Here is a 22,645-nt window from a genome sequence, read left to right on the forward strand (position 1 = left end):
TGCAAAAAACGGCAAATGTGATTTCGAGTTGGGGCAGTTGGAGCTATCAGATGCCGGGGAGCAGGCCGCGCGCCTTTTTGAAGAGATGCCTTCTCGGCGCGATTGCAATGACCCTGCCGACCGCATTGGCCGCGCTGGAAACCACCTTAACAGCTCCGGGTGCTTCAAAAGAGCTTGTCGAGCGGATGGAGGAAACCTCCTCGGTTACGACGGCCGAATCTCGCGGGCTGGACACGCCGCTTGAGATCTTGTCGGCGGCGCTTTCGGATTATCGCACTCTAGTCCAAATTCTTTATGACGAAGGGTATTTCAGCCCAGTCGTAAGCATCAAACTGGACGGAAAAGAAGCAGCTGAGATCAGCTCGCTCAGCGTACCAGCGCAGATCAATAGCGCGGTAATCACGGTCAACACCGGCCCCAAGTTCACCTTTGGCGAAGCCATCGTACAACCGATAACGCCCGAAACAGTTCTGCCCGAGGAGTTTGCGGTCGGCAAACTCGCGACCACCGGCGCGATCCAACAAGCCGCGTCAGCTGGCGTGCAGGGTTGGCGCAACGCGGGTCATGCCAAGGCCGAAGTCGAAGGCCAGAAAGTCATTGCCCGCCATGCCGAGGCCAAGCTGGATGCCGAGATCGACCTTACCCCCGGCCCGCGCCTGAGATTTGGCAAAATGATCATCAAGGGCGACACCGATGTGCGCCACCGGTCAATAGAAAAGATCGCCGGGTTTCCGGCAGGCGAAGTCTATTCGCCCGAGAAAATCCAGAAGGTCGGCACACGGTTGCGGCGGACCGGGACCTTCAACGTTGTTTCGATTGAAGAGAGGGACACTCCGAACCCGGACGGCACATTGGATTTCGACGCAACGTTTGAAGATTTACCCAAGCGCCGACTGACCTTTGGCGCCGAGATCGCTTCGCGCGACGGGGTAGACGTGACCGCGACCTGGACGCACCGCAACGTATTCCGGCGTGCCGAACGTCTGCGGTTCGAGGCGGCAGTCCGTAATATCGGCGGTGCCGAGGATATCGACGGCCGGATCGGCTTGCGTCTGGATCAGCCCGACCGGCTTGGTCCCGATGACAACACTTTCTGGAACGCGCTTCTGGAACGGCGCAACACAGAAAACTACAACGTCACCGTTGCGTCGCTGGCCTACGGTGCCCGGCGCACGTTCTCTGATCGCCTATATGCCGAAGCCTCAGCCGGGTTTCAGTGGTCCAGCGCGGACGACGCCTATGGCGATGACCGCAGGTTCCGATATTTCATCCTTCCCTTGCGTTCGGAATGGGACGAGCGCGACAGTAAGGTCAGCGCAACGCGCGGCTTTTATCTGGACGCGCAGATCACGCCCTTTGCTGGTCTGTCCGAAACCGAAAGCGGCATACGCATGTTTTTTGATGGACGCGGCTATACCAGCCTCGGCACCGGCGGACGGCTGGTTCTGGCCGGTCGCGTACAGCTGGGATCGGTGCTCGGGCCGTCGCCGGACGGTGTAACACCAGACTTCCTGTTTTTCTCGGGCGGTGCCGGAACGGTTCGGGGCCAACCCTACGAGAGTCTTGGCATCCCTGTCGGCACTGGGATCGCAGGCGGCAAATCTTTCCTTGGTCTTTCCGCGGAGGTGCGCGGCAAAGTCACCGAAGCCATATCTCTGGTCGGGTTTTATGACTACGGTACCGTTGACACATCCTCATTCATCGGCAGCGGCGCAGAATATCACGCGGGTGCCGGACTTGGGGTTCGGTATGATCTGGGCGGTTTTGGTCCTTTGCGGCTGGATCTGGCCGTTCCAGTGCAGGGCGACACCGGCGACGGTTTGCAGTTTTATATCGGGATCGGACAGGCATTTTGATTGGACGTCGCGCATATCCGTTATTGTTTTCGGGGCTGATGCTGTCTGCCCCTCTGCCACTTGCCGCGCAGGAAGAAGGCGGCAGCATGCTGGAAAACTTCCTGCAGGATACGCTCTCCGGCGACGACCAAAACGTGACCGTTAAGGGCCTGCAAGGCGCGTTGAGCGCGCGCGCGACGATTGAAGAGATCACAGTTGCCGATGATGAAGGTGTTTGGCTGACCATCAAGGACGCCGAACTTGACTGGAACCGTTTGGCACTGATCCGCGGCCGGTTTTCGGTCAACTCTCTGACCGCGCAGGAAATCGATATTGCCCGTGCACCGGGCACAACGACCAAGGAAGAACCACCTGCTTCGGCGGAAACGCAACCGTTTCAACTGCCCGAACTGCCAGTTTCCGTCGAAATCGGTGAAATCCGGGTGGATGAGCTGTCTCTTGGTGAGCCGCTGATCGGTGTCGCTGCTGATCTGAGCGTGACAGGCAACCTGTCGCTGGCAGATGGGGCGCTGGACACCAATCTGGACGTGATCCGACTGGACCGCGCAGGGGATGAGATCAAGCTGGCGGCTGGTTTCCAGAACTCAACAAGTGAGATCAATCTGGATTTGCAAGTGAACGAAGCCTCCGGCGGTCTGATTTCAACCGCGCTGAAGATCCCTGACAGCCCACCGATCGGCCTGACAGCCAAGGGCGCGGGCCCGCTGTCGGATTTCACTGCCGATATCGGGCTGAGCAGCGACAACCAGATGCGCGTTACCGGGCAGGTTCAGCTGCAGGCGGCCGAGGGTGGCGCAGCGGACAGTATTGCGTTCACCGCTGATCTGAACGGCGATCTGACACCCTTTCTGGGGGAGGACATTGATCCGTTCTTCGGCCCAAAATCACGGCTTTATGTCGATGGCCAGACCAAGCCCGAGGGCGCGCTGGACATCTCGGATTTGGAACTCACCACGCAGGCACTGGATCTGAAGGGTGAGCTTCAATTGGCCGAAGGTGGTGAATTGCAACTGGCGGCCCTGCAAGGGCGCATCACTCCGCCGGATGGCGAAGCCGTCGTTCTTCCGGTCGCGGGGGGCGATACCTCTATCAAGGCGGCGCAGGTGTCGGCACTGTTTGACCGCCAGAACGGAAACCTTTGGGATCTGAGCCTGACGGCCAACGAATTCGCGTCCCCGCAGGCCAGGCTGGGTGATGCCCGGATCACCGCACAAGGCACCCTGGATCAGGGCGAGGTTCTGACTGTCGACGGCGACGTTCAAATAGCGGTCGGCGGAATAGACATGGCCGATGACGCGCTGACCACGGCTTTGGGCGATCGCATCACGCTTGATGGCCAGTTCGACTATAGCAGCGACCAGTCACTGAACCTTTCTGGGTTCGAGCTTGTGGGCTCTGACTACACGCTGGCGCTGGACGCGCTGATTTCCGGGCTGACCAGCGGCTTGAGCGTCGACGGAACAGCCAAGCTGGACGCAACTGACCTGTCGCGCTTTTCGGACCTTGCCAAGCTGGACCTTGGTGGGCAGGTCTCGGCCAGCGTGACCGGAAAAGGTTCACCGCTGGAACGCAGCTTTGACGGCAAAGTCATGGTTCAGGGCCGCGACTTGTCTACTGGCCGTGACGATATCGACCCGGTTATCACCGGAGAGACCACGATCACTCTGGACGCAAGCCGCGGCACAAACGGCATAACTATCCGTGAATTCGATCTGGACAGTGAGGCCGCCAAAGCCGTGGCCAGCGGTGTTGTGACGACGCCCGACGGCAACCTGACCATTGATGGGCAGGCCCGGGTCAACGCATCGGACTTGTCGGTCTTCTCTGGCTTGGCAAAACGCGACCTTGGCGGTTCCCTACAGGCGACCGTGAACGGTACAGGCACGGTACAATCGCTGGAATTTGACGGCACGGCCAGCGTGACAGGTCAGAACGTCAAGACCGGCATGGCCGATATTGACCCGCTACTGACCGGCAGAACCGAGATCGAATGGGACGGTGCCAGAACCGCAGACAGTATCGACATCCGCAGCGCTTCGGTGAATGGCCGCGCCCTTAGCGCACAGGTTCAGGCAACCGTCGACGACCCTACCGGAGATCTGTCGGCAGATGGGCAAGCGCAATTGAGCGTGCCGAACCTGTCCCTGTTTTCCGGTTTGGCCGGGCGTGATCTGGCGGGTTCGATCGCGGCAAACGTGCAAGGCAACGGTACCCTGTCTACCCGAGCCTTCGATGTTCAAGGTAATCTCGATGCCAACGACATTCAGACCGGCATCGAGGCCGTGGACAAGCTGATTCAGGGCCAGACGACCCTGTCCGTAGATGCACAGAATGGGGAAGATGGCCTTAGCATTCAAACGTTCCGCCTGAACGGAACGGCCATAACCGCGACGGCTTCGGGCAAGCTGGACCGTCAAGCGGGCGGGCTGGATTTCTCGGTCAAATTGGACGATCTGGCGCGGGTGTTGAACACGATGTCCGGTCCACTGACGTTGGATGGAAACGTTGCCCCGACATCCAAGGGCGTGGAAGGCACGGTCAACCTGAATGGCCCCGACAGTTCATACGCCAAGCTTGCCGGGACGGTGGACAGCGATGGGTCGGCGGATCTGGACTTTGACGCCAAGTTCAACCGGATCGAGCGTTTTGTACCTGAGTTTCCGGGTACAGTGGCCGCCAATGGCAGCGCTAAGCGCAACAAGGGTGTCTGGACAATCGACGCCCAAGCCGACGGGCCTGCGGAGATTAGCGGCAAAGTCTCTGGTACCTTCGACGAAAGCACCGGAGAAGCGGACATGAAAGCCGTTGGCGGCGTCAATCTTGGCATTGCCAATATCTTTATCACGCCCAACAAGATCGACGGCAGCGCTCGCTATGACCTTACCCTGTCTGGCAAACCGGCACTGGAATCCCTGTCCGGTTCGATCACCACTTCCGGTACGTCGCTGGCAATTCCCGGCGCAGGACAGACGATCACTGGCATCAGCGGATCGGTCCAACTTGCGAATAGCCGCGCCACGATTTCCCTAAGTGGCGGACCACGGGCAGGCGGCAATTTTACCGTCAGCGGGCCTGTAGACCTTTCACCACCATTCAATGCCAATATCACGACCGCCCTTAACAGCCTCGTACTGACCGATCAGTTGCTGTATGAAACCACGCTGAACGGACAAATTGCTATGACCGGGGCGCTGGCGGGTAACAGCTCGATCGCTGGACAGATCACGTTTGGCGAAACCAATATCAACCTCGCGGCTGCATCAGGTGCCGTGGGGGCGGCACCCATTCCGGACATCGTGCACGTAAACGAAAGTCAGGCGGGCTATGTCACCCGTGAGCGCGCTGGTCTGGTCGAAAAAGAAGGCGCAGGCAAAAGCGCTTCACGTATCGCGCTGGACGTCAGTCTTTTGGCGCCCAAGGCCGTGTTTGTCCGCGGGCGTGGTGTCAACGCAGAGCTGGGAGGAAAAATCCACATCGGCGGCACCACTACCTCGGTCATTCCATCCGGTCAGATCGAGCTGATCCGTGGTAATTTTGACATTCTTGGCCGCAGACTGGCACTGACCAAAGGCATTGTTACGCTGCAGGGGGACCTGACGCCCTATATCGAGTTCGAATCCTCGACCAGCACCTCTGATGGCACGGCAACGATCGAGATCGCCGGACCACTGGACTCGCCCGAGGTCAACGTCTTTTCCGACCCGGAGCGCCCAGCCGAGGAAGCTTTGGCCATGCTGCTGTTCGGTAATCGCTTCTCAGAGTTGTCACCGTTCGTAATCGCTCAGATGGCGGCCTCGCTGGCACAACTCAGCGGCGCTGGCGGAGACGCGACCAAAGGCCTGCGCGAGTCTACGGGCGTCGACACCGTGGACATCGGCGTGTCCGACGGTGGCGCGGGCCGGCTCGGCGCCGGAGCGTATCTGAGCGACAACCTCTACACCGATTTCACCGTCAACACAGAAGGCGACACCGAGGTGAACCTGAACCTGGACGTTACCGACAGTTTCACTGTGAAAGGCACTGTAGATGGACGGGGTGAGACTGGTGTTGGGGTCTTCTTTTCGCGCGACTACTAAGCAGGTCACAGTTCACTTTCTGCGGATGCCGATCGGGTGTCCGACCTCTGGGGCCAGGTCGATCGCCGCATGATCCTTTACCATGCGCTGTAAGCGTGTGACTGCCCAATCCGGATAGGCAACCGACCTGCCGGTCGTATGGCTGACATTCATGAAGAGCGCTTCCTGCGTGGCACAAACAACGCCGTCCTTTTCCGACACCATCTGCGCAAAAAAGTGGCCGCGTTTGTGATCTGCGTCCAATAGTCGAAATCGGATGCTGAAGGCCTCACCTTCCAGTATTTCGCGTAGGAAATTCATGTGGGATTGCAAAATGTAAGGTCCCTGCCCCATCGCATTTACCTGCGACTCACCCAGCCCAAGATGATCCACCATCAACAGCTCCAGCGCATTGTCGAAGGCGACGCCGTAATAGCCCACGTTCATGTGACCGTTATAGTCAATCCACTCGGGGCGCGCCTTGAACCCACGGAATTCAAGCGGGGCATCATAAGGTCCGTCATGCCCGGCCAGCGTTTCAGGCGTCAGTTGCATCAAGTGCTCCTTCTTGGGTCTCAAAGATTGCGACCGCGCGGATAAATCCGGCTGAGGCCCCTTTTATCTTGAAGGGGAAACAGGAAATCTCGAACCCAGTTGGCGGCAAGGTTTCAAGGTTCGTCAGTTTTTCCATGTGACAATAGCCAACCTCCATCGAGGCCCGGTGCCCTTCCCAAATAATCGATGCATCTTGCGTTTCAGCATATTCCTGCGCGGTCAATGGAAACGGTGCGTCCCAGCTCCAGGCGTCAGTTCCTGTTACGCGCACCCCGCGTTTGGTCAGATACAGCGTTGCCTCGCGCCCCATGCCGCACCCTTTGGCCAGATAGTCCGGATGCCCATACCGCGTGCCAGCAGAGGTATTCACGACCACGATATCCAACGGCTGCAATTCGTGACCAATCCGTTTCAACTCGGCTTCGACGTCGGCGGCGGTCGCCACATAACCATCGTCGAAATGGCGAAAATCCAGTTTCACGCCGGGGTTCATGCACCATTCCAGCGGCACCTCGTCGATGGTGATCGCCCTCTCACCATTGTTCATGGTCGAATGGTGATGGTAAGGCGCGTCCAGATGGGTGCCATTGTGCGTGGCGATCTGAAGGCGTTCGATGGCCCAGCCCTCGCCGCCGGGCAGATCATCTTTCTGCAGGCCCGGAAAGAAGGACATGACTTGTTCGGCGGTCTGGTCATGGGCCAGATATTCGATTTCCGGCAGCATGATCGGCGGATCGGACACAATCCCGGTTTCCAACGGAACGGATAAATCGACGAAACGGCGTGCCATGTAAAACTCCTCCACCAAGAACGGTGACAGGGTTGGCCGCAGGTAAGCTGCTGTCAAGGAAAGTAAAAGGCGACCCAATGGGCCGCCCTTCCAATACTGTATTTGACGGATTTACTCCGCCGCGATGGCGTCTTCGATCTTTTCGACGCGAATGGCCGAGAACTTGAACTCGGGGATCTTGCCGTACGGGTCGATGGCCGAGTTGGTCAGAATGTTCGCCGCCGCCTCGACATAGGCGAACGGAATGAACACCATATCTTCGGCGATCGCCCGGTCGGCTCGAACCATGATCTCGATCGAGCCACGACGGGTGGTGAGACGGATCATTTCGCCCGGCTCGATCCCCATCAGTTTCAGCTGACGAGGGTTCATCGAACAGTTTGCTTCCGGTTCCACAGCATCCAGAACGTTGGACCGGCGAGTCATCGACCCGGTGTGCCAGTGTTCCAGCTGACGGCCGGTTGTGGCAATCATCGGGTATTCCTCATCCGGCGCTTCATCCGGCGGGATGACACTGGCCGGGGTGAACTTGGCCCGTCCGTCTGTCCGCGGGAAGCCGTCACCGAACACGATCGCCTGACCCGGATCGGTCTCACTGAGCGATGGATAGGTGATCGTCTCGGTCTCAAGCCGCTCCCAGGTGATGTTGTCGAGTGACGCCATGGTCAGCTTCATCTCGGCAAAGACCTGAGACACATCCGTGTAGTCCCAGTTCAGCCCGATGCGCTGCGCAAGCTCGACGGTGATTTTCCAGTCCTCACGCGCCTCGCCCGGAGGTGCCACAGCCGGACGCACACGCTGAACCTGACGGTTGGTGTTCGACACGGTGCCGTTCTTTTCATACAGCGCCGAGGCGGGCAGGATGATGTCGGCATAGTTGGCCGTTTCGGTCAGGAAGATATCCTGCACGATCATCAGCTCCAGCTTGGCCAATGCTTCCCGTGCGTGACCAACATCCGGGTCGGACATGGCCGGGTTTTCGCCCTGAATATACATGCCCTTGATGTTGCCCGCATAGGCCTGATCGATGATCTCGGTGACGGTCAGGCCCTTCTCGTTAGAGAAGTCGTCCGAGTCCCAGACATTGTTGAACTTGGCCCGAATGCCGTCATCCATAACCGACTGATAATCCGGCAGGAACATCGGGATCAGACCCGCGTCAGACGCGCCTTGCACGTTGTTCTGGCCACGCAGCGGGTGCAGACCCGCGCCGGGTTTACCAACATTGCCGGTCATCAATGCCAGCGAGATCAGGCAGCGGGAATTATCGGTGCCGTGAATGTGCTGGCTGACGCCCATACCCCAGAAGATCAGACCAGCCTTGGCCTGCGCGAAGGTACGCGCGACACGGCGCAGTTGATCCGGTTCAATGCCGCAGATCGGCGCCATCGCCTCGGGTGTGAAGGCGCGCAGATGCTCTTTTTCGGCTTCCCAGTTCTCGGTCCAGCGGTGGATGTACTGGCTGTCGTACAGTTCCTCTTCGACGATCACGTTCATGATCGCGTTGAGCATCGAGACATCCGCCCCCGGACGGAACTGCAGCATTTCGTCTGCGAACTTGCGCATACCGACGCCGCGCGGGTCCATCACGATCAGCTTGCCACCGCGCTTGGTGAACTGCTTGAAGTAGGTTGCCGCCACGGGGTGGTTTTCGATTGGGTTGGCCCCGATGATGATAACCACATCCGAGTTCTCGACCTCGTTAAAGGTGGCCGTCACCGCGCCCGAGCCCACGTTCTCGATCAGCGCCGCCACGGACGAGGCATGGCACAGACGGGTGCAGTGGTCGACGTTGTTGTGCTTGAAGCCCTGACGAATGAATTTCTGGAACAGATAGGCTTCTTCGTTGGTGCATTTGGCCGAACCAAAGCCAGCGACGTTGCGCGGATCTTCATCACGCAGCGCTTTCAGCTTGGTGGCCGCCAGATCCATTGCTTCTTCCCAGGTCGCCTCGCGGAAATGAGTGCCCAGATTGCCCGGATCGACATTCAACCCCTTTGCAGGCGCATCCTCACGCCGGATCAGAGGTTTGGTCAGGCGGTGTGGGTGGTGGATATAGTCAAAGCCAAAGCGACCTTTGACACACAAGCGGCCTTCGTTTGCTGGGCCGTTAATGCCTTCGACATACTTGACCTTGCCGTCCTTGACCTTCAGCGAAACCTTACAGCCGACGCCGCAGAACGGACAGACGCTTTCGGTTTCGCTATCGTAATCCTTGCTGTCCCCCTGCTGCTGATCGTCCAGCACAGTGGCTGGCATCAACGCACCTGTCGGGCAGGCCTGAACACATTCACCACAGGCGACACAGGTCGAATCCCCCATCGGGTCGTTCTGGTCAAACACCACCTGCGCGGTATGCCCGCGTCCAGCCATGCCAATCACGTCGTTGACCTGCACGTCGCGACAAGCACGGACACAGAGGTTGCAGTTGATGCAGGCGTCCAGATTGACGCGCATTGCAACGTGGCTGTCATCCAGCAGAGGGATTTTCTCGGCTTCTTTCGCCGGGAAGCGACTGTCGCTGACATCGTTCAGCTTGGCCATATCCCAGAAGTGGCTGGATTTATCGTGCGCCTCTTCGGGTTGGTCGGCGACCAGCAATTCCATGACCATTGCGCGCGATTTCTCGGCCCTGTCGCTATCGGTTTTTACCACCATTCCGTCCGCAGCCGGACGGATGCACGAGGCGACCAGAGTGCGCTCGCCTTCCACCTCGACCATACAGGCGCGGCAATTGCCGTCGGGTTTATAGCCCGGTTGCGGCTTGTGGCAGAGGTGCGGAATGGTAAATCCCTGCCCCTTGGCCGCCTCCCAGATGGTCCAGCCCTCGGGCACGGTGACGTCATCGCCGTTCAGGTTGAAGGTGACGGTCTTGGTTGGGCTTGCATCAAGCATGGCTCTGTCTCCCTCAGATTTCGTCAGCGAAATGTTTCATGACCAGGCGGATCGGGTTCGGGGCCGCCTGCCCCAGACCGCAGATCGAGGCATCGCCCATAACCTGGCACAGATCTTCCAGAAGATCCTGATCCCACTTGTCAGCCTGCATCAGCTTCACGGCCTTTTCGCAGCCCGCCCGGCATGGCGTGCACTGGCCACAGCTTTCATCCTCAAAGAAGCGCAGCATGTTCAGCGCGGCATCGCGTGCGGTGTCCTGATCGGACAGAACCACCACAGCGGCTGATCCAATAAAGGTGCCATGTGGCTGCAGCGTGTCAAAATCCAATGGGATATCATCCATCGACGCAGGCAGCAGGCCCGAGGATGGACCACCCGGCTGATACGCTTTGAAGGTCTGACCTTCGATCATGCCACCAGCGGCCTCAATCACGTCCAAAATGGTCGAACCCGCCGGCAGCAGGTAAACACCCGGCTTGGCCACCCGCCCCGAGATTGAATAGCTGCGCAGGCCCTTACGACCATTTTTTTCGACAGAGTTCAGAATCTGCGGCCCTTCGCGGCAGATCTTTGAGACCCAATACAGCGTCTCGACGTTGTGCACCAAGGTCGGACGATTAAAGACCCCAACCTGCGCCACAAACGGAGGACGGTGGCGCGGCAGGCCCTTCTTACCCTCGATCGACTCGATCATCGCGGATTCTTCACCGCAGATGTAAGCACCAGCACCCCGGCGCAAGTCAATGTAACCCTTTTCGACGATCCCGGCCTCTTCCAACGCGGCAATCTCGCGGGCGAGGATTTCCAGCACCGCAGGGTATTCATCACGCATGTAGATGAAGCACGTCTCTGCCTCGACCGCCCAAGCAGCGATCAGCATACCCTCAAGGAAAACATGCGGCGCACGCTCTAGATAATAACGGTCTTTGAAGGTACCGGGTTCGCCCTCGTCACCGTTCACGGCCAGATAGCGGGTGCCTTCGTTCATGCGAACAAAGCCCCATTTCTTGCCGGACGGGAAGCCAGCACCACCCAGACCGCGCAGGCCTGAGGACAGAACGTCTTCTTGTACTTTCTCCCAGTCGCCGCTCTCGCGCAGCTCTTTCAGCTTGGCGTAACCGCCGTTTGCCTCATGGGCGGCAAAGGTTTCGTAATCGGGCAGATGGGCGTGAGTATCACCGGCGGCAATTGCGGCCTGCACCTTTTCCGGGGTCGCATGGTCGATGTGGTTGTGACCAATCTCAAGCACCGGGGCCGTATCGCAACGCCCCATGCAGGGCGCGCGCACCACACGCACTTCGGATGCGTCCAAGCCATCTTCCAGGGCCTTTTGCAACTGCTGGGCACCGGCCATTTCGCAGGAGAGAGAATCACAGACACGGATCGTCAGCGCGGGCGGAGGCACCTCGCCTTCTTTCACCACGTCGAAATGGGCGTAAAACGTCGCGGTCTCATAGATCTCTGCCTGACCGATCCGCATCTCAATCGCCAGCGCGGCGATGTGATCAGCGCTGATATGGCCGTGCTCATCCTGAATCAAATGCAGAAATTCGATCAGCAGGTCGCGGCGGCGCGGGCGGTCGCCCAACAGGCGCGCAATCTCGGTCTGCGCCTCATCCGTGAACTGACGGCCTTTGGGCGTGTGCCGCCCTTTGCCTTTACCTGACTTCCAGACGCCCTTGGGTGCGCCTGATGGCTTGGTATCTAATGGTGCCATGATGCCCTCCGATTGAGGCTCCGTGTCTCATCAGAATAGCATATCGTCAAATCTCTTATCGCTATCGCACGATAACGACACCTTATCACCGTAAAGACGTCACCACAGCGCGCAAAGCACCAACCGTTGGCAATTCCGGGTCTCGGCTTAAGGTGGCCAGACAAATCGGTTTACTTACAACAGGATCGACCAGAGGCAGCACACGCGTCCCCTTAAGATCACCCAGCGCACGCACCAGAACGCGGGGGACAACTGTGGCTGCCAGCCCTTCACGCGCCATGACCATTGAGGCAGTAAAGCCACTGGTTTCAGCGACCACTGGGGGGTGGAGACCCTGCTCAGCGAAGATGCGGTCCAGTATGCGACGATTCTGCATCTGCGGCTCAAGCAGGCTGAGTGGAAACTCGGCGACCTGTGTCCACGGGATCGGCCCGGTTTCTTCGGTCATATGCGACGGTATCAACAGCACGTAAGTCTCTTCGTACAACGGCTGAACCTGCCGCAGGTCGGTGCCAATGCTGTCGCCATAGGTGATACCCGCATCCAGACTACCTTCGTCCAACCGGTGCTGAATGGACGAGGCCGACATGGTTTCGATCCGTGTGACAACGCGCGGATGCGCCTGATGCAGCCGCTTGATCAGCCGTCCGGTAAAGGCAATCGCGGTTGGGATTACACCCAGTTTGAGTGTCCCGGTAATCTCTCCCTTCGAGGCCAGAACCTGCTGTTCCAGCGCCTTTGTCTCATCCAGAATGCGCCGCGCGCGCTGGACGATCATCTCGCCTTCTTCAGTCAGGCCCTGAAACCTGTTGGCGCGGCGCACGATTGAGACGCCCAGCCGGTCCTCGAGATTCCGAATACGCATGGAAAACGCTGGCTGAGAAATCCCGCATTCTTCGGCCGCCTTGGCAAAATGACGATGCCGCGCCAAAGCGCTAAGCAATTGCAGGTCGCGGATTTCGATCATTTGGAGTTGTCTCGGATGGCGGGTCGAATATCACTCTAGCGGGATTTTTGCCTGTGAGAAAAGCTCGGAGTTGTGGAGGGTGTCAGAATCGCCTCAGTCAAACAAAAACAGATTTGGCGCGGGACTGAACAGGATGTCACGGAACATCGGGGTTACTCCGATGTTCTTTTGGGAGGAAGCAAGTCCACACCGCTTTCTAGTGGATTGTTGGGTAGCCTTTGTTCCTCGGGCAGCGGCGTTACAGGCGGAGGGTCGAGGACCACAATGGGATATTCCTCAATCCAAAAACCGCCCCATACTACACCACACTCGCCCAAGGCCGAAACAACCTCGGGCGGTACAAAGCTGGACGCAAAAATCAAAAGGGCGTCGTCCTGATCTTTCACTTCATAAGCGATCCCATCGCTGAGAGAAAGATCAAGAAACGCCGCCCAAGTGCCGTGATACCCGAGTCGTCTTCCGCCAATAAAAAAGTACCCGTCGGCCAGTCGCTCTAACTCATGTTTAAAGGGCAGCTCAAGCACTGCCTGCGATAGTTCCCAAGGCGTTCCATACACCGGCTCAGAATGCCCATTCGCCATGTTGATGCATGAAACTATCTCAATCGCCTCGTCCGTTTTGTCGGCGAGGACGGGAAGTGACGATAGAAGAACAGCCGTAGTTAATGCCAATACGAACTTCACCATGCCGATGATGTAGCTACTTCGGCTGGTTTTCATAGCCCGCTTGAAGCGTATCGACGGACTCGTTGCAGAATGGGTATCGCAAAACCCGCCTGTCGAATGGTGTTCGCGCCCAGCGCACCCTTAAGTGTTGAATAGGAAATGCATCACATCGCCATCCTTGACGATGTAGCTCTTACCTTCGGCCCGCATCTTGCCTGCTTCCTTTGCGCCCTGTTCGCCATTCGCAGCGATGTAGTCGTCATAGGCGATCGTCTCAGCGCGAATGAAACCTTTTTCGAAATCGCCATGGATCACACCAGCGGCCTGCGGCGCGGCGGTGCCCGTGCGAATGGTCCAGGCGCGGGCCTCTTTCGGGCCAACGGTGAAATAGGTTTCCAGTTTCAGCAGGTCATAGCCGGCACGGATCAGGCGGTCGAGGCCGGGCTCTTCCAGACCCATCTCCTCAAGGAACATCTGCGCCTCGTCTTCTTCCAGCAGGCTAATCTCTTCTTCGATCTTGGCGCTGATGATGACGTGGGAATTGCCTTGAGCGGCGGCCATTTCAGCCACGCGGGCGGAATATTCGTTACCCTCGGCGGCTTCTTCCTCGGACACGTTGCAGACATAGAGAACCGGTTTTGTGGTCAGCAGCTGCAGCATCGTCCATGCCTTGGCGTCTTCGTCAGAGACTTCGACCAGACGCGCGGGTTTGCCGTCTTCCAGCATCGCCTGCGCTTCAGCCAGTAAACGTTCCTGCTGCTGCGCCTCTTTGTCATTGCCTTTCAGCTTTCGCACTAGATTGGCGCGGCGCTTTTCGATGCTTTCCAGATCGGCCAACATCAACTCGGTCTCGATGGTATCAGCATCGGCCACAGGATCGACGCGGCCGTCCACGTGGGTCACATCGCCATCTTCGAAACAGCGCAGCACGTGGGCAATGGCATCAGTCTCGCGGATGTTGGCCAGAAACTGGTTGCCCAGCCCTTCACCTTTCGAAGCACCCTTCACCAGACCGGCAATATCCACAAAGGTCATGCGCGTCGGGATGATTTGCTTGGAGCTTGCGATGGCGGCCAGCTTGTCCAGCCGGTCGTCGGGGACGGCCACATCGCCCACATTGGGTTCGATCGTGCAGAACGGGAAATTAGCCGCCTGCGCAGCTGCGGTTTTGGTCAGCGCATTGAAGAGGGTCGACTTACCCACGTTCGGCAGACCCACGATTCCCATTTTAAAGCCCATGACGGCCTCCTGCATAGCATTCGAGCGCAGCTTCTATGCAGGTCGGGCACAATGCGCAAGCCAGCGGGCGCATTAGGTACGCAAGGGCGTTTTGACAACACAATTGATTGTCACGGCTTTGTGCGCTTGCGCACATTGAAACGAGAGCACTAGAATCACCAATTAGCCATTTAGAAAAATTGAATAGTGAATGCTGACATGAGATCTTTCGTTCTTGCCCTTGGGGTTCTTTTCGCCACGACCTCCGCACACGCACAATCAGTTGTCTTCGGTGCCGGATATGCAGATTTTTCCGAAAGTGACGCAAAAGACCAGGCCGCCTTTTCGGTCGAATACCATCATCGCCCTTTCTACGAGGCAACGCGCCTGTCCGCGACATGGGGTGGTGCGCTGACCGTGGACGAAGCCGGTGACGTTCATGTGGGTGCTGGCCTGATCGGTACATATAGCTTCGCGGAACGCTGGTTCGTAGAGGGCAGCGTCATGCCCGGCTATTTCTCTGAATCAGAGGAACTGAACGACCTGGGCGGCAGTTTCCAGATCCGCAGCCTGTTGGGCGTCGGTTATACGCTGAACAGCGGCAACAAAGTCTCTGTTGCGATTACGCATAAATCGAATGCAAGCACGCAACAGGAAAACCCGGGCGTCAATTCTGTGCTGCTGCGATACCACCTTGCGTTCTAGGGGCTGCGCAGCGAACCGGGATTGATTTCTTTTCAAAGTTTCTGCACATCAGGTCTGAACCTGATTGCAAGGACAGCTTATGACCCGTATCGACGCCAAGTTCGCCTCTCTGAAAGAACAGGGAAAGAAGGCGTTCGTCGCCTACATCATGGCCGGAGACCCAGATTTTGAGACTTCGCTTGAAATCGTAAAGGGCCTGCCCGGCGCAGGTGTCGATGTCATCGAACTGGGTCTGCCCTTTACCGATCCGATGGCAGACGGGCCGACGATCCAAGCCGCCGGTCAACGCGCACTGGACAGCGGCATGACTTTGCAGCGGACATTGGATCTGGCCCGAGCGTTTCGCGAAACCGACGACACCACTCCGATTGTGCTGATGGGCTACTACAATCCGATCTACAGCCGCGGTGTCGACAAATTCCTTGCAGATGCCAAAGAGGTCGGAATTGATGGGCTGATCGTCGTCGACCTGCCACCAGAAGAAGATGAAGAGCTATGCCTGCCCGCACAAGCTGCAGGTCTGAACTTTATCCGTCTGGCCACGCCAACAACCGATGACAAACGCCTGCCGCGCGTTCTGCAGAACACATCGGGTTTTGTGTATTACGTGTCAATCACCGGCATTACCGGTGCGGCCGAAGCCCAAGCTACAAATGTTGGCCCCGAGGTCGCCCGCATCAAATCCGCAACCGATTTACCAGTGATCGTCGGGTTCGGAATCAATACACCTGAAAAATCACAGGCAATCGCAACTGTTGCTGATGGTGCAGTGGTCGGCTCTGCTATCGTCAGCCAGATCGCTGCGGGCAAGCCCACCGGCGAAGTATTGGATTTCGTAAAATCTCTGGCTGACGGCGCACACTCAGCCTGATTGAGACCTGATCAATTTTCAACGCGGTCGGCCCTGTCCGGCCGCGTTTTTTGTTGCCCCGGGATACGTGACGTTGCCTCACAACATCCCAGCGTTGCGAGGGCCTTAAATGGTTGGTAACAAACATCACCAATACTGCGAAGGCCGAACCTCATGCCCGTCATTACCAATATCGACGATCTGAAACGTATCTACGAACGCCGCGTGCCGCGCATGTTTTTCGACTATGCCGAAAGCGGCAGCTGGACAGAACAAACCTTCCGCGAGAACAGCTCGGATTTCGAAGATATCAGGCTGCGCCAGCGGGTCGCCGTGGATATGGACGGACGCTCGACTGCATCGCAGATGATCGGGCAGGATGTTGCGATGCCGGTGGCTCTGGCCCCCGTTGGCCTGACAGGCATGCAGCACGCGGACGGTGAGATGAAGGCCGCAAAGGCTGCCGAGGAGTTCGGCGTGCCTTTCACCCTGTCGACCATGTCGATCAACTCGATCGAGGATGTCGCAGGGCATACAAGCAAACCCTTTTGGTTCCAGCTTTATGCAATGAAGGATCAGGATTATGTCGGTCGCCTGATCCAGCGCGCCAAGGATGCCAAATGTTCCGCATTGGTGATCACCCTGGACCTGCAAATTCTGGGGCAGCGCCACAAAGATCTGAAAAATGGCTTGTCCGCGCCTCCGAAACTGACAGCCAAGACAATCGCAAACCTCATGACCAAATGGGCTTGGGGGATCGAGATGCTGGGCGCACATCGGCGCGAGTTTGGCAATATCGTTGGTCATGCCGAAGGCGTTTCTGATGCCTCATCGCTGGGCGCGTGGACGGCCGAGCAATTCGACCCCAGCCTCGATTGGAAAAAGGTCGAAAAGTTGATGGAGCAGTGGGGCGGCAAGGTTATCCTGAAGGGCATTCTGGATGCCGAGGACGCCAGGATGGCAGCTAAACTGGGCGCAGATGCCATCGTTGTTTCAAACCACGGCGGGCGGCAGTTGGATGGAGCGCTCAGTTCGATCCGTGTCTTGCCTGAAATCATGGACGCAGTTGGTGATGACGTCGAAGTCCATCTGGACAGTGGCATCCGGTCCGGGCAGGACGTTCTCAAAGCGCTGGCACTTGGGGCCAAGGGTACTTACATCGGTCGCGCTTTTGTCTATGGGCTGGGTGCGATGGGCCAACAAGGTGTCACGACTGCGCTGGATATCATCCACAAAGAGCTGGACACCACGATGGCCCTGTGCGGCGAGCGGAATGTGAGCAGTCTGGGTCGTCACAACCTGCTGATCCCCGAGGGTTTCGGCGGCCGATGGCAAGCCTGATCTCGCAAAACCTTCCAGCAAACCATTTCAAAGGGGGCTCTGCCCCACCGCAGCAAGCTGCGATTCCCCCGAGATATTTTCTGCCAGATGAAGCACGGGATCCGATCTTCATCTGGCCCCAAATATCCCGGAGCGCGAGGCAGAGCCTCGCAAAGTATGAAGACCGCGAAAAACCCCTTTTCAAACCTGACAATTCAAGCTAAGGACGCGGCTTCACGCGGGCATACAGCCTTGGAGGATGCCCGCCCTAACATTGGAGAATTATCATGGCTGGAGAGATTCCTGATCTCGTAGCTCTGGAACGGACGGGGACAGGCAAGGGCGCCGCTCGTCAGGCACGCCGCGACGGCATGGTTCCGGGCATCGTATTTGGTGGCGACAAAGAACCGCTGCCGATCCAGATCCCGTTCAACGAACTGTTCAAGCGCCTGAAAGCTGGCCGGTTCAAGTCGACCCTGTGGAACCTGAAGGTTGAAGGCCAGGAAGACGTTCGCGTCATCTGCCGCGACGTTCAACGTGACGTCGTCAAAGACTTGCCGACCCACCTGGACCTGATGCGCCTGCGTCGCACCACCAAAATCGCGCTGTTCATCCCGGTTGAGTTCATCAACGAGGAAGAAGCACCCGGCATCAAGAAGGGCGGCGTTCTGACCGTTGTCCGTCCAGAGGTCGAACTGATGTGCACCGCAGGTGATATTCCTGAGAAAATCACCGTTGACGTGACCGGCATGAACATCAACGACGTTGTCACCATTTCGTCGGTCGATCTGCCCGAAGGCACCAAGCCGACTATCGACCGTGACTTCGTGATCGCGAACATCTCGGCACCGACTGGTTTGTCGACAAGCGACGACGAAGAGGGTGAAGAAGGTGAAGTGGCCGCAGACGAAGTTGAAGTCGTCGGTCAGGAAGCCGAAGAGTAAGTTCAGGCTTAACTGTACTGAAAATGAAACGGGGTTCCATCGGAGCCCCGTTTTTTTCAAATGCACATTTTCGCATTTGATCGCAGACTGTGCTAAGTTCGCTGCCAGTGGCCCAATTGGAATGCCACCAGCTCATCGAATAGTTCAGCGTAGCACGCGATCATGAGACCCCAATCAAATTTTCTACCAGCCCTAATTTCAATGGCCGTCAGCGTCGGTTTCGGATCTTCGGTCACTGCGCAAGTGCAGGACACTCTGCCCAGTAAGGATGACGTTGCTGAACGTTTCACGTCTGATCATTTCTCGCCATATGCCGGTAGAAACTTTCCGACCCGACCGCTTTGGGGTGACACACATCTTCATACCCAGGTGTCCGTTGACGCCGGAACCATGACCCGTCTTAGCCAAGAGGACGCGTTTCGGTTCGCGCGAGGCCACGAAGTCACTACGACGCATGGATTGCAGGCAAAGCTTTCCCAACCACTGGATTGGCTTGTAGTCTCGGACCATGCCGAAATGTATGGGCTAATGCCCCAGTTACTTGGCGGGGATCAGAATGTTCTGTCGACCCCGCAAGGCAAAGCCTGGTACGACGCGCTTACCAGCAACGACAACGACATTGTCTTTGCCACCGCTATGGAAATCGTGGCGTCGTTGTCCGGGAATGAGCCCCCGATCGACAATCCCAAAGCCATCAAGGACGCTTGGCAGAACTATACGGCCCTTGCGGACCAGTACAACGAGCCCGGCGTCTTTACCGCTCTAATCGGTTACGAGTGGACGTCTGAGGGCGGAGACAACATCCACCGCAACGTGATCTTCCGGGATGCTGCGGCCAACGCCAATCAGGTACTTCCGTTCTCGCAATTCGACAGTAAGAACCCTGAAGACCTATGGGCACACCTGGCCGACTATGAGGATCGGACAGGCGGTGACGTGCTTGCAATTCCCCATAATGGCAACCTGTCCAATGGTCGCTTGTTTTCAGTTTCGAACTTTGACGGGACGCCCTTATCGGAAGAAAACGCGCGCCTGCGTGCACGGTTCGAACCGGTCATCGAAACTACGCAGATCAAAGGTGACAGTGAAGCGCATCCGTTTCTCAGCCCCGATGACGAATTCGCGGATTTTGACACGTGGGACGCGTCAAACCTGAACGGGACCGAAGCCAAAACTCAGGACATGTTGCAATACGAGTATTCCCGCGAGGCTTACAAAACCGGTCTGATGCTGGAAGAACAACTGGGCATCAACCCCTACAAGGTCGGTCAGATTGGTTCGACTGACGCGCATACTGGCATGGCAGCCGTGGAAGAGGAGAACTTCTTTGGCAAGCATTCCGGCGTGGAACCGGAGCCAAACCGCTGGGAACATTTGGTTATCGAAGCCCCCGACCCCGAGTTCTCAATCTATGGCTGGAAACAGGCCTCGGGTGGATATGCTGCTGTTTGGGCCATGGAGAATACCCGCGAGGCGATCTTTGACGCGCTCGAGCGGCGCGAAGTCTACGGCACCACCGGTTCGCGTATGCTGGTGCGGTTCTTCGGCGGCTGGGATTTTGCAGAAGAAGATGCTCTGTCTCGCCTGCCTGCCGATCTTGGCTACGCTAAGGGCGTACCGATGGGTTCGGATCTACCCGCCAGAACCGGCGACGGTGCACCGAATTTCCTGATCGCAGCGCTGAAAGACCCCTATAGCGGCAATCTCGACCGTGTACAGGTCATCAAAGGGTGGCTGAACGCAGACGGGACGCGCGGAGAAAAGGTCTATGACGTGGCATGGGGCGGAGATCGTGTGCCCGACGCAGACGGAAAATTGCCTTTGGTCGGGAACACGGTCGATGTGGGAAACGCGACTTGGACCAACACAATTGGTGCACCGGAATTGATCACCTATTGGCAGGACCCGGATTTCGACCCGTCGCAGCGGGCCTTCTACTATGTCCGCGTCATCGAAATCCCGACGCCGCGCTGGACGGCCTATGAGGCCAAAAGGTTCAACGTCCAGATGGATGCCGACGTGCCGATGACCACAACCGAACGCGCCTATACCTCTCCGATCTGGTACACGCCCAAAGGCTGAAGCTCGTCTTTTGCACCTTGCCATCACTGGATTTTCGATCCATTTCGGGGCATGAGGGGCAAGTCCTACTAGGAGGCGCAGAGCAGAGTCATGAAACTTTTTGTCGGACTGGGAAATCCGGGGCAGAAATACGCCCGGAACCGGCACAATATCGGGTTCATGGCACTGGACAGGATTGCCGACGATCACGGTTTCGGCCCGTGGAAATCAAAGTTCCAGGCAGAAATCGCCGAGGGGCGGTTGGGCTCGGAAAAGGTGCTGCTGATCAAGCCACAAACCTTCATGAACCGCTCGGGTCAATCCGTGGGTGAGGCCATGCGCTTCTATAAGCTGGACTCGACAGATGTGACCGTTTTTCACGACGAGCTGGATCTTGCGCCCGGTAAGGTGCGTGCGAAAGCAGGTGGAGGTCACGCCGGGCATAACGGTCTGCGGTCGATCCATGACCATATCAGCCCGGCCTATGATCGAGTTCGTCTGGGCATTGGGCATCCGGGCCGCAAAGAACTGGTCTCGCCTTATGTCCTGAGTGACTTTGCCAAGGCAGATTCGGATTGGCTGGAAGACGTCTTGCGGGGGGTTTCCGACGGTGCCGGTCATTTGGCAGATGGCGATGGTGGCAGATTCATGAACGCGGTCGCATTGCGCACCGCACCGCCACGGTCATCAAAAACCGCTGCGGCCTCCTCGAAATCGGTCGCTGCAGCTACGCCTGAACCCGAGGCGGACACCAGGTCCGCCATGCAAAAACTGATGGACAAGTTCAAGTAAGGCCAACGATGGTGCCGCTACGTCTCAATTGCGAACTGCGCCAGTCCGCGCTCCAATGCACACCAAAAGCGGGAGGTAACATATGCGAACCCTGATGAAATGGGTGCTGCGCATCGTTTTGATGTTGGTGCTGGCAGCGGTGGTCGTTGGCGTTTGGAAGCGCGAAGAGATTCAGCGCCTGATGGCAGTGAACTCTTTGTTTTCCGAAGAAAAGATCATTTACAACTTCTCTCACATGGATGACGCCTTCCTGACTGTCGACCTGCTAAGGGGGGAAGGTGCGACATTCGAACTGCCCTACGGCCCCGGTTTTGACCTGCCCGAGGGCACGGACAAATGGGTCGAAGACCGGGCCGTAACCTCTTTGCTGGTGATGCAGGACGGGCAGATCAGGTTCGAAGAATACTATTTGGGGACCGCCCCCGAGGATCGCCGGATATCCTGGTCGGTCGCCAAAAGCTATCTGTCCGCCCTGTTCGGCATCCTGATGGCCGAAGGCGCCATCGACTCGCTGGACGATCCGGTGGTCAAATACGCCCCGAAACTGCAGGGCACCGCTTATGACGGCGCAACGATCCGCAATGTTCTGAACATGGCCAGCGGTGTGACCTTCGACGAGGACTATCTGGACTACAACTCCGACATCAACCGAATGGGTCGCGTCGTCGCCCTGGGTGGAGAGCTGGATGACTTTGCCGCCTCGCTGAACGAAACGTTCGTCGAGCCCGGCGAGACATGGCAATATGTCTCGATCGACACCCACGTTATCGGCATGATTGTTCGCGGTGCGACGGACCGATCTGTGGCTGATTTGCTGACCGAAAAGATCATTGAACCTTTGGGCCTTGAACGCGACGGCTACTATGTCACCGACGGTGCTGGCGTGGCTTTCGTCTTGGGCGGGTTGAACTTCACTACTCGCGACTTTGCCCGGTTTGGACAGATGATCCTGCAAAACGGCGAGCATAATGGCCAGCAGATCGTGCCCGCTGAGTGGATTGCGGAATCCGTTTTTCCCAGCGCCCCCACCAAGGCCGGAGAGATCGGCTATGGCTATCAGTGGTGGATCCCCCTTGGCGCGCATGAAGGTGAGTTTCTGGCCCGTGGCGTATATGGCCAGTACATCTATTTCGACCAACCGCGCGGTGTTGTTATCGTCGCAACCGGGGCTGATCGCAATTTCCGCGACGATGGTGTCAACGAGGCGAACATAGAAATGTTCCGCACGATCGCTCAAAGCCTGTAAGGTGTGCTC

At 57.7% G+C, this 22,645-nt stretch carries 16 protein-coding genes; 9 read left to right on the forward strand and 7 right to left on the reverse strand.

The window, feature by feature from the left end; all coding sequences use genetic code 11:
- The first annotated feature begins 107 nt into the window (after window positions 1–107).
- Both AC2FI9_RS08925 and AC2FI9_RS08930 read left to right on the forward strand, forming a co-directional pair.
- Entirely contained in the window at window positions 108–1,856 is a 1,749-nt protein-coding gene (locus tag AC2FI9_RS08925) for an autotransporter assembly complex protein TamA (RefSeq protein WP_282120693.1), read from the forward strand.
- Window positions 1,853–5,932, forward strand: a complete 4,080-nt coding sequence (locus tag AC2FI9_RS08930; protein ID WP_496767086.1) for a translocation/assembly module TamB domain-containing protein — start codon at window positions 1,853–1,855, stop codon at window positions 5,930–5,932. Before AC2FI9_RS08925 ends, AC2FI9_RS08930 begins: the two co-directional genes overlap by 4 nt.
- 12 nt (window positions 5,933–5,944) lie before the next feature.
- On the opposite strand, the gene AC2FI9_RS08935 is transcribed toward AC2FI9_RS08930, so the two are convergent.
- The 7 genes from AC2FI9_RS08935 to ychF form a co-directional block, all read right to left on the reverse strand.
- Window positions 5,945–6,466 (reverse strand): thioesterase family protein, encoded by a 522-nt coding sequence (locus AC2FI9_RS08935; RefSeq protein WP_496767087.1) that lies wholly within the window; start codon window positions 6,464–6,466, stop codon window positions 5,945–5,947.
- Window positions 6,450–7,256, reverse strand: a complete 807-nt coding sequence (locus AC2FI9_RS08940; RefSeq protein ID WP_496767088.1) for a cyclase family protein — start codon at window positions 7,254–7,256, stop codon at window positions 6,450–6,452. The genes AC2FI9_RS08935 and AC2FI9_RS08940 overlap by 17 nt, the downstream gene beginning before the upstream one ends.
- Before the next feature lie 111 nt (window positions 7,257–7,367).
- Complete coding sequence (fdhF, locus tag AC2FI9_RS08945; RefSeq protein ID WP_496767089.1) at window positions 7,368–10,151, reverse strand: formate dehydrogenase subunit alpha; 2,784 nt, start codon at window positions 10,149–10,151, stop codon at window positions 7,368–7,370.
- 13 nt (window positions 10,152–10,164) lie between these two features.
- Entirely contained in the window at window positions 10,165–11,868 is a 1,704-nt protein-coding gene (locus tag AC2FI9_RS08950; protein WP_496767090.1) for an NAD(P)H-dependent oxidoreductase subunit E, read from the reverse strand.
- Between the two features lie 85 nt (window positions 11,869–11,953).
- A complete protein-coding gene (locus tag AC2FI9_RS08955) occupies window positions 11,954–12,835 on the reverse strand; it encodes a LysR family transcriptional regulator (protein ID WP_496767091.1) in 882 nt (293 codons plus the stop codon).
- 152 nt (window positions 12,836–12,987) lie between these two features.
- Window positions 12,988–13,554, reverse strand: a complete 567-nt coding sequence (locus AC2FI9_RS08960) for a hypothetical protein (RefSeq protein WP_496767092.1) — start codon at window positions 13,552–13,554, stop codon at window positions 12,988–12,990.
- An 87-nt stretch (window positions 13,555–13,641) separates the two neighbouring features.
- Window positions 13,642–14,739 carry a redox-regulated ATPase YchF gene (ychF, locus tag AC2FI9_RS08965; RefSeq protein WP_496767093.1) on the reverse strand — a complete coding sequence of 366 codons (1,098 nt, stop codon included), beginning with the start codon at window positions 14,737–14,739 and terminating at the stop codon, window positions 13,642–13,644.
- A gap of 198 nt (window positions 14,740–14,937) precedes the next feature.
- Between ychF and AC2FI9_RS08970 the strand changes: the two genes are divergently transcribed.
- From AC2FI9_RS08970 to AC2FI9_RS09000, 7 genes are all read left to right on the forward strand, one after another.
- Window positions 14,938–15,423: an acyloxyacyl hydrolase gene (locus AC2FI9_RS08970; RefSeq protein WP_496767094.1), complete on the forward strand. Its 486-nt coding sequence runs from the start codon at window positions 14,938–14,940 to the stop codon at window positions 15,421–15,423.
- 79 nt (window positions 15,424–15,502) lie between these two features.
- On the forward strand, window positions 15,503–16,294 hold the full coding sequence (trpA, locus tag AC2FI9_RS08975; RefSeq protein ID WP_496767095.1) for a tryptophan synthase subunit alpha: 792 nt from the start codon (window positions 15,503–15,505) through the stop codon (window positions 16,292–16,294).
- Between the two features lie 153 nt (window positions 16,295–16,447).
- Window positions 16,448–17,614, forward strand: coding sequence for an alpha-hydroxy acid oxidase (locus AC2FI9_RS08980; protein ID WP_496767096.1), 1,167 nt, complete (start codon window positions 16,448–16,450; stop codon window positions 17,612–17,614).
- 266 nt (window positions 17,615–17,880) lie between these two features.
- Window positions 17,881–18,537 carry a 50S ribosomal protein L25/general stress protein Ctc gene (locus tag AC2FI9_RS08985; protein WP_496767097.1) on the forward strand — a complete coding sequence of 219 codons (657 nt, stop codon included), beginning with the start codon at window positions 17,881–17,883 and terminating at the stop codon, window positions 18,535–18,537.
- Window positions 18,538–18,738: 201 nt separating this feature from the next.
- Complete coding sequence (locus tag AC2FI9_RS08990; protein ID WP_496767098.1) at window positions 18,739–20,619, forward strand: DUF3604 domain-containing protein; 1,881 nt, start codon at window positions 18,739–18,741, stop codon at window positions 20,617–20,619.
- Window positions 20,620–20,709: 90 nt separating this feature from the next.
- On the forward strand, window positions 20,710–21,390 hold the full coding sequence (gene pth, locus AC2FI9_RS08995; RefSeq protein ID WP_496726824.1) for an aminoacyl-tRNA hydrolase: 681 nt from the start codon (window positions 20,710–20,712) through the stop codon (window positions 21,388–21,390).
- 82 nt (window positions 21,391–21,472) lie between these two features.
- Window positions 21,473–22,636: a serine hydrolase domain-containing protein gene (locus tag AC2FI9_RS09000; protein WP_496767099.1), complete on the forward strand. Its 1,164-nt coding sequence runs from the start codon at window positions 21,473–21,475 to the stop codon at window positions 22,634–22,636.
- Window positions 22,637–22,645 lie beyond the last annotated feature (9 nt).

Source organism: Ruegeria sp. CDSA246 (assembly GCF_059611225.1).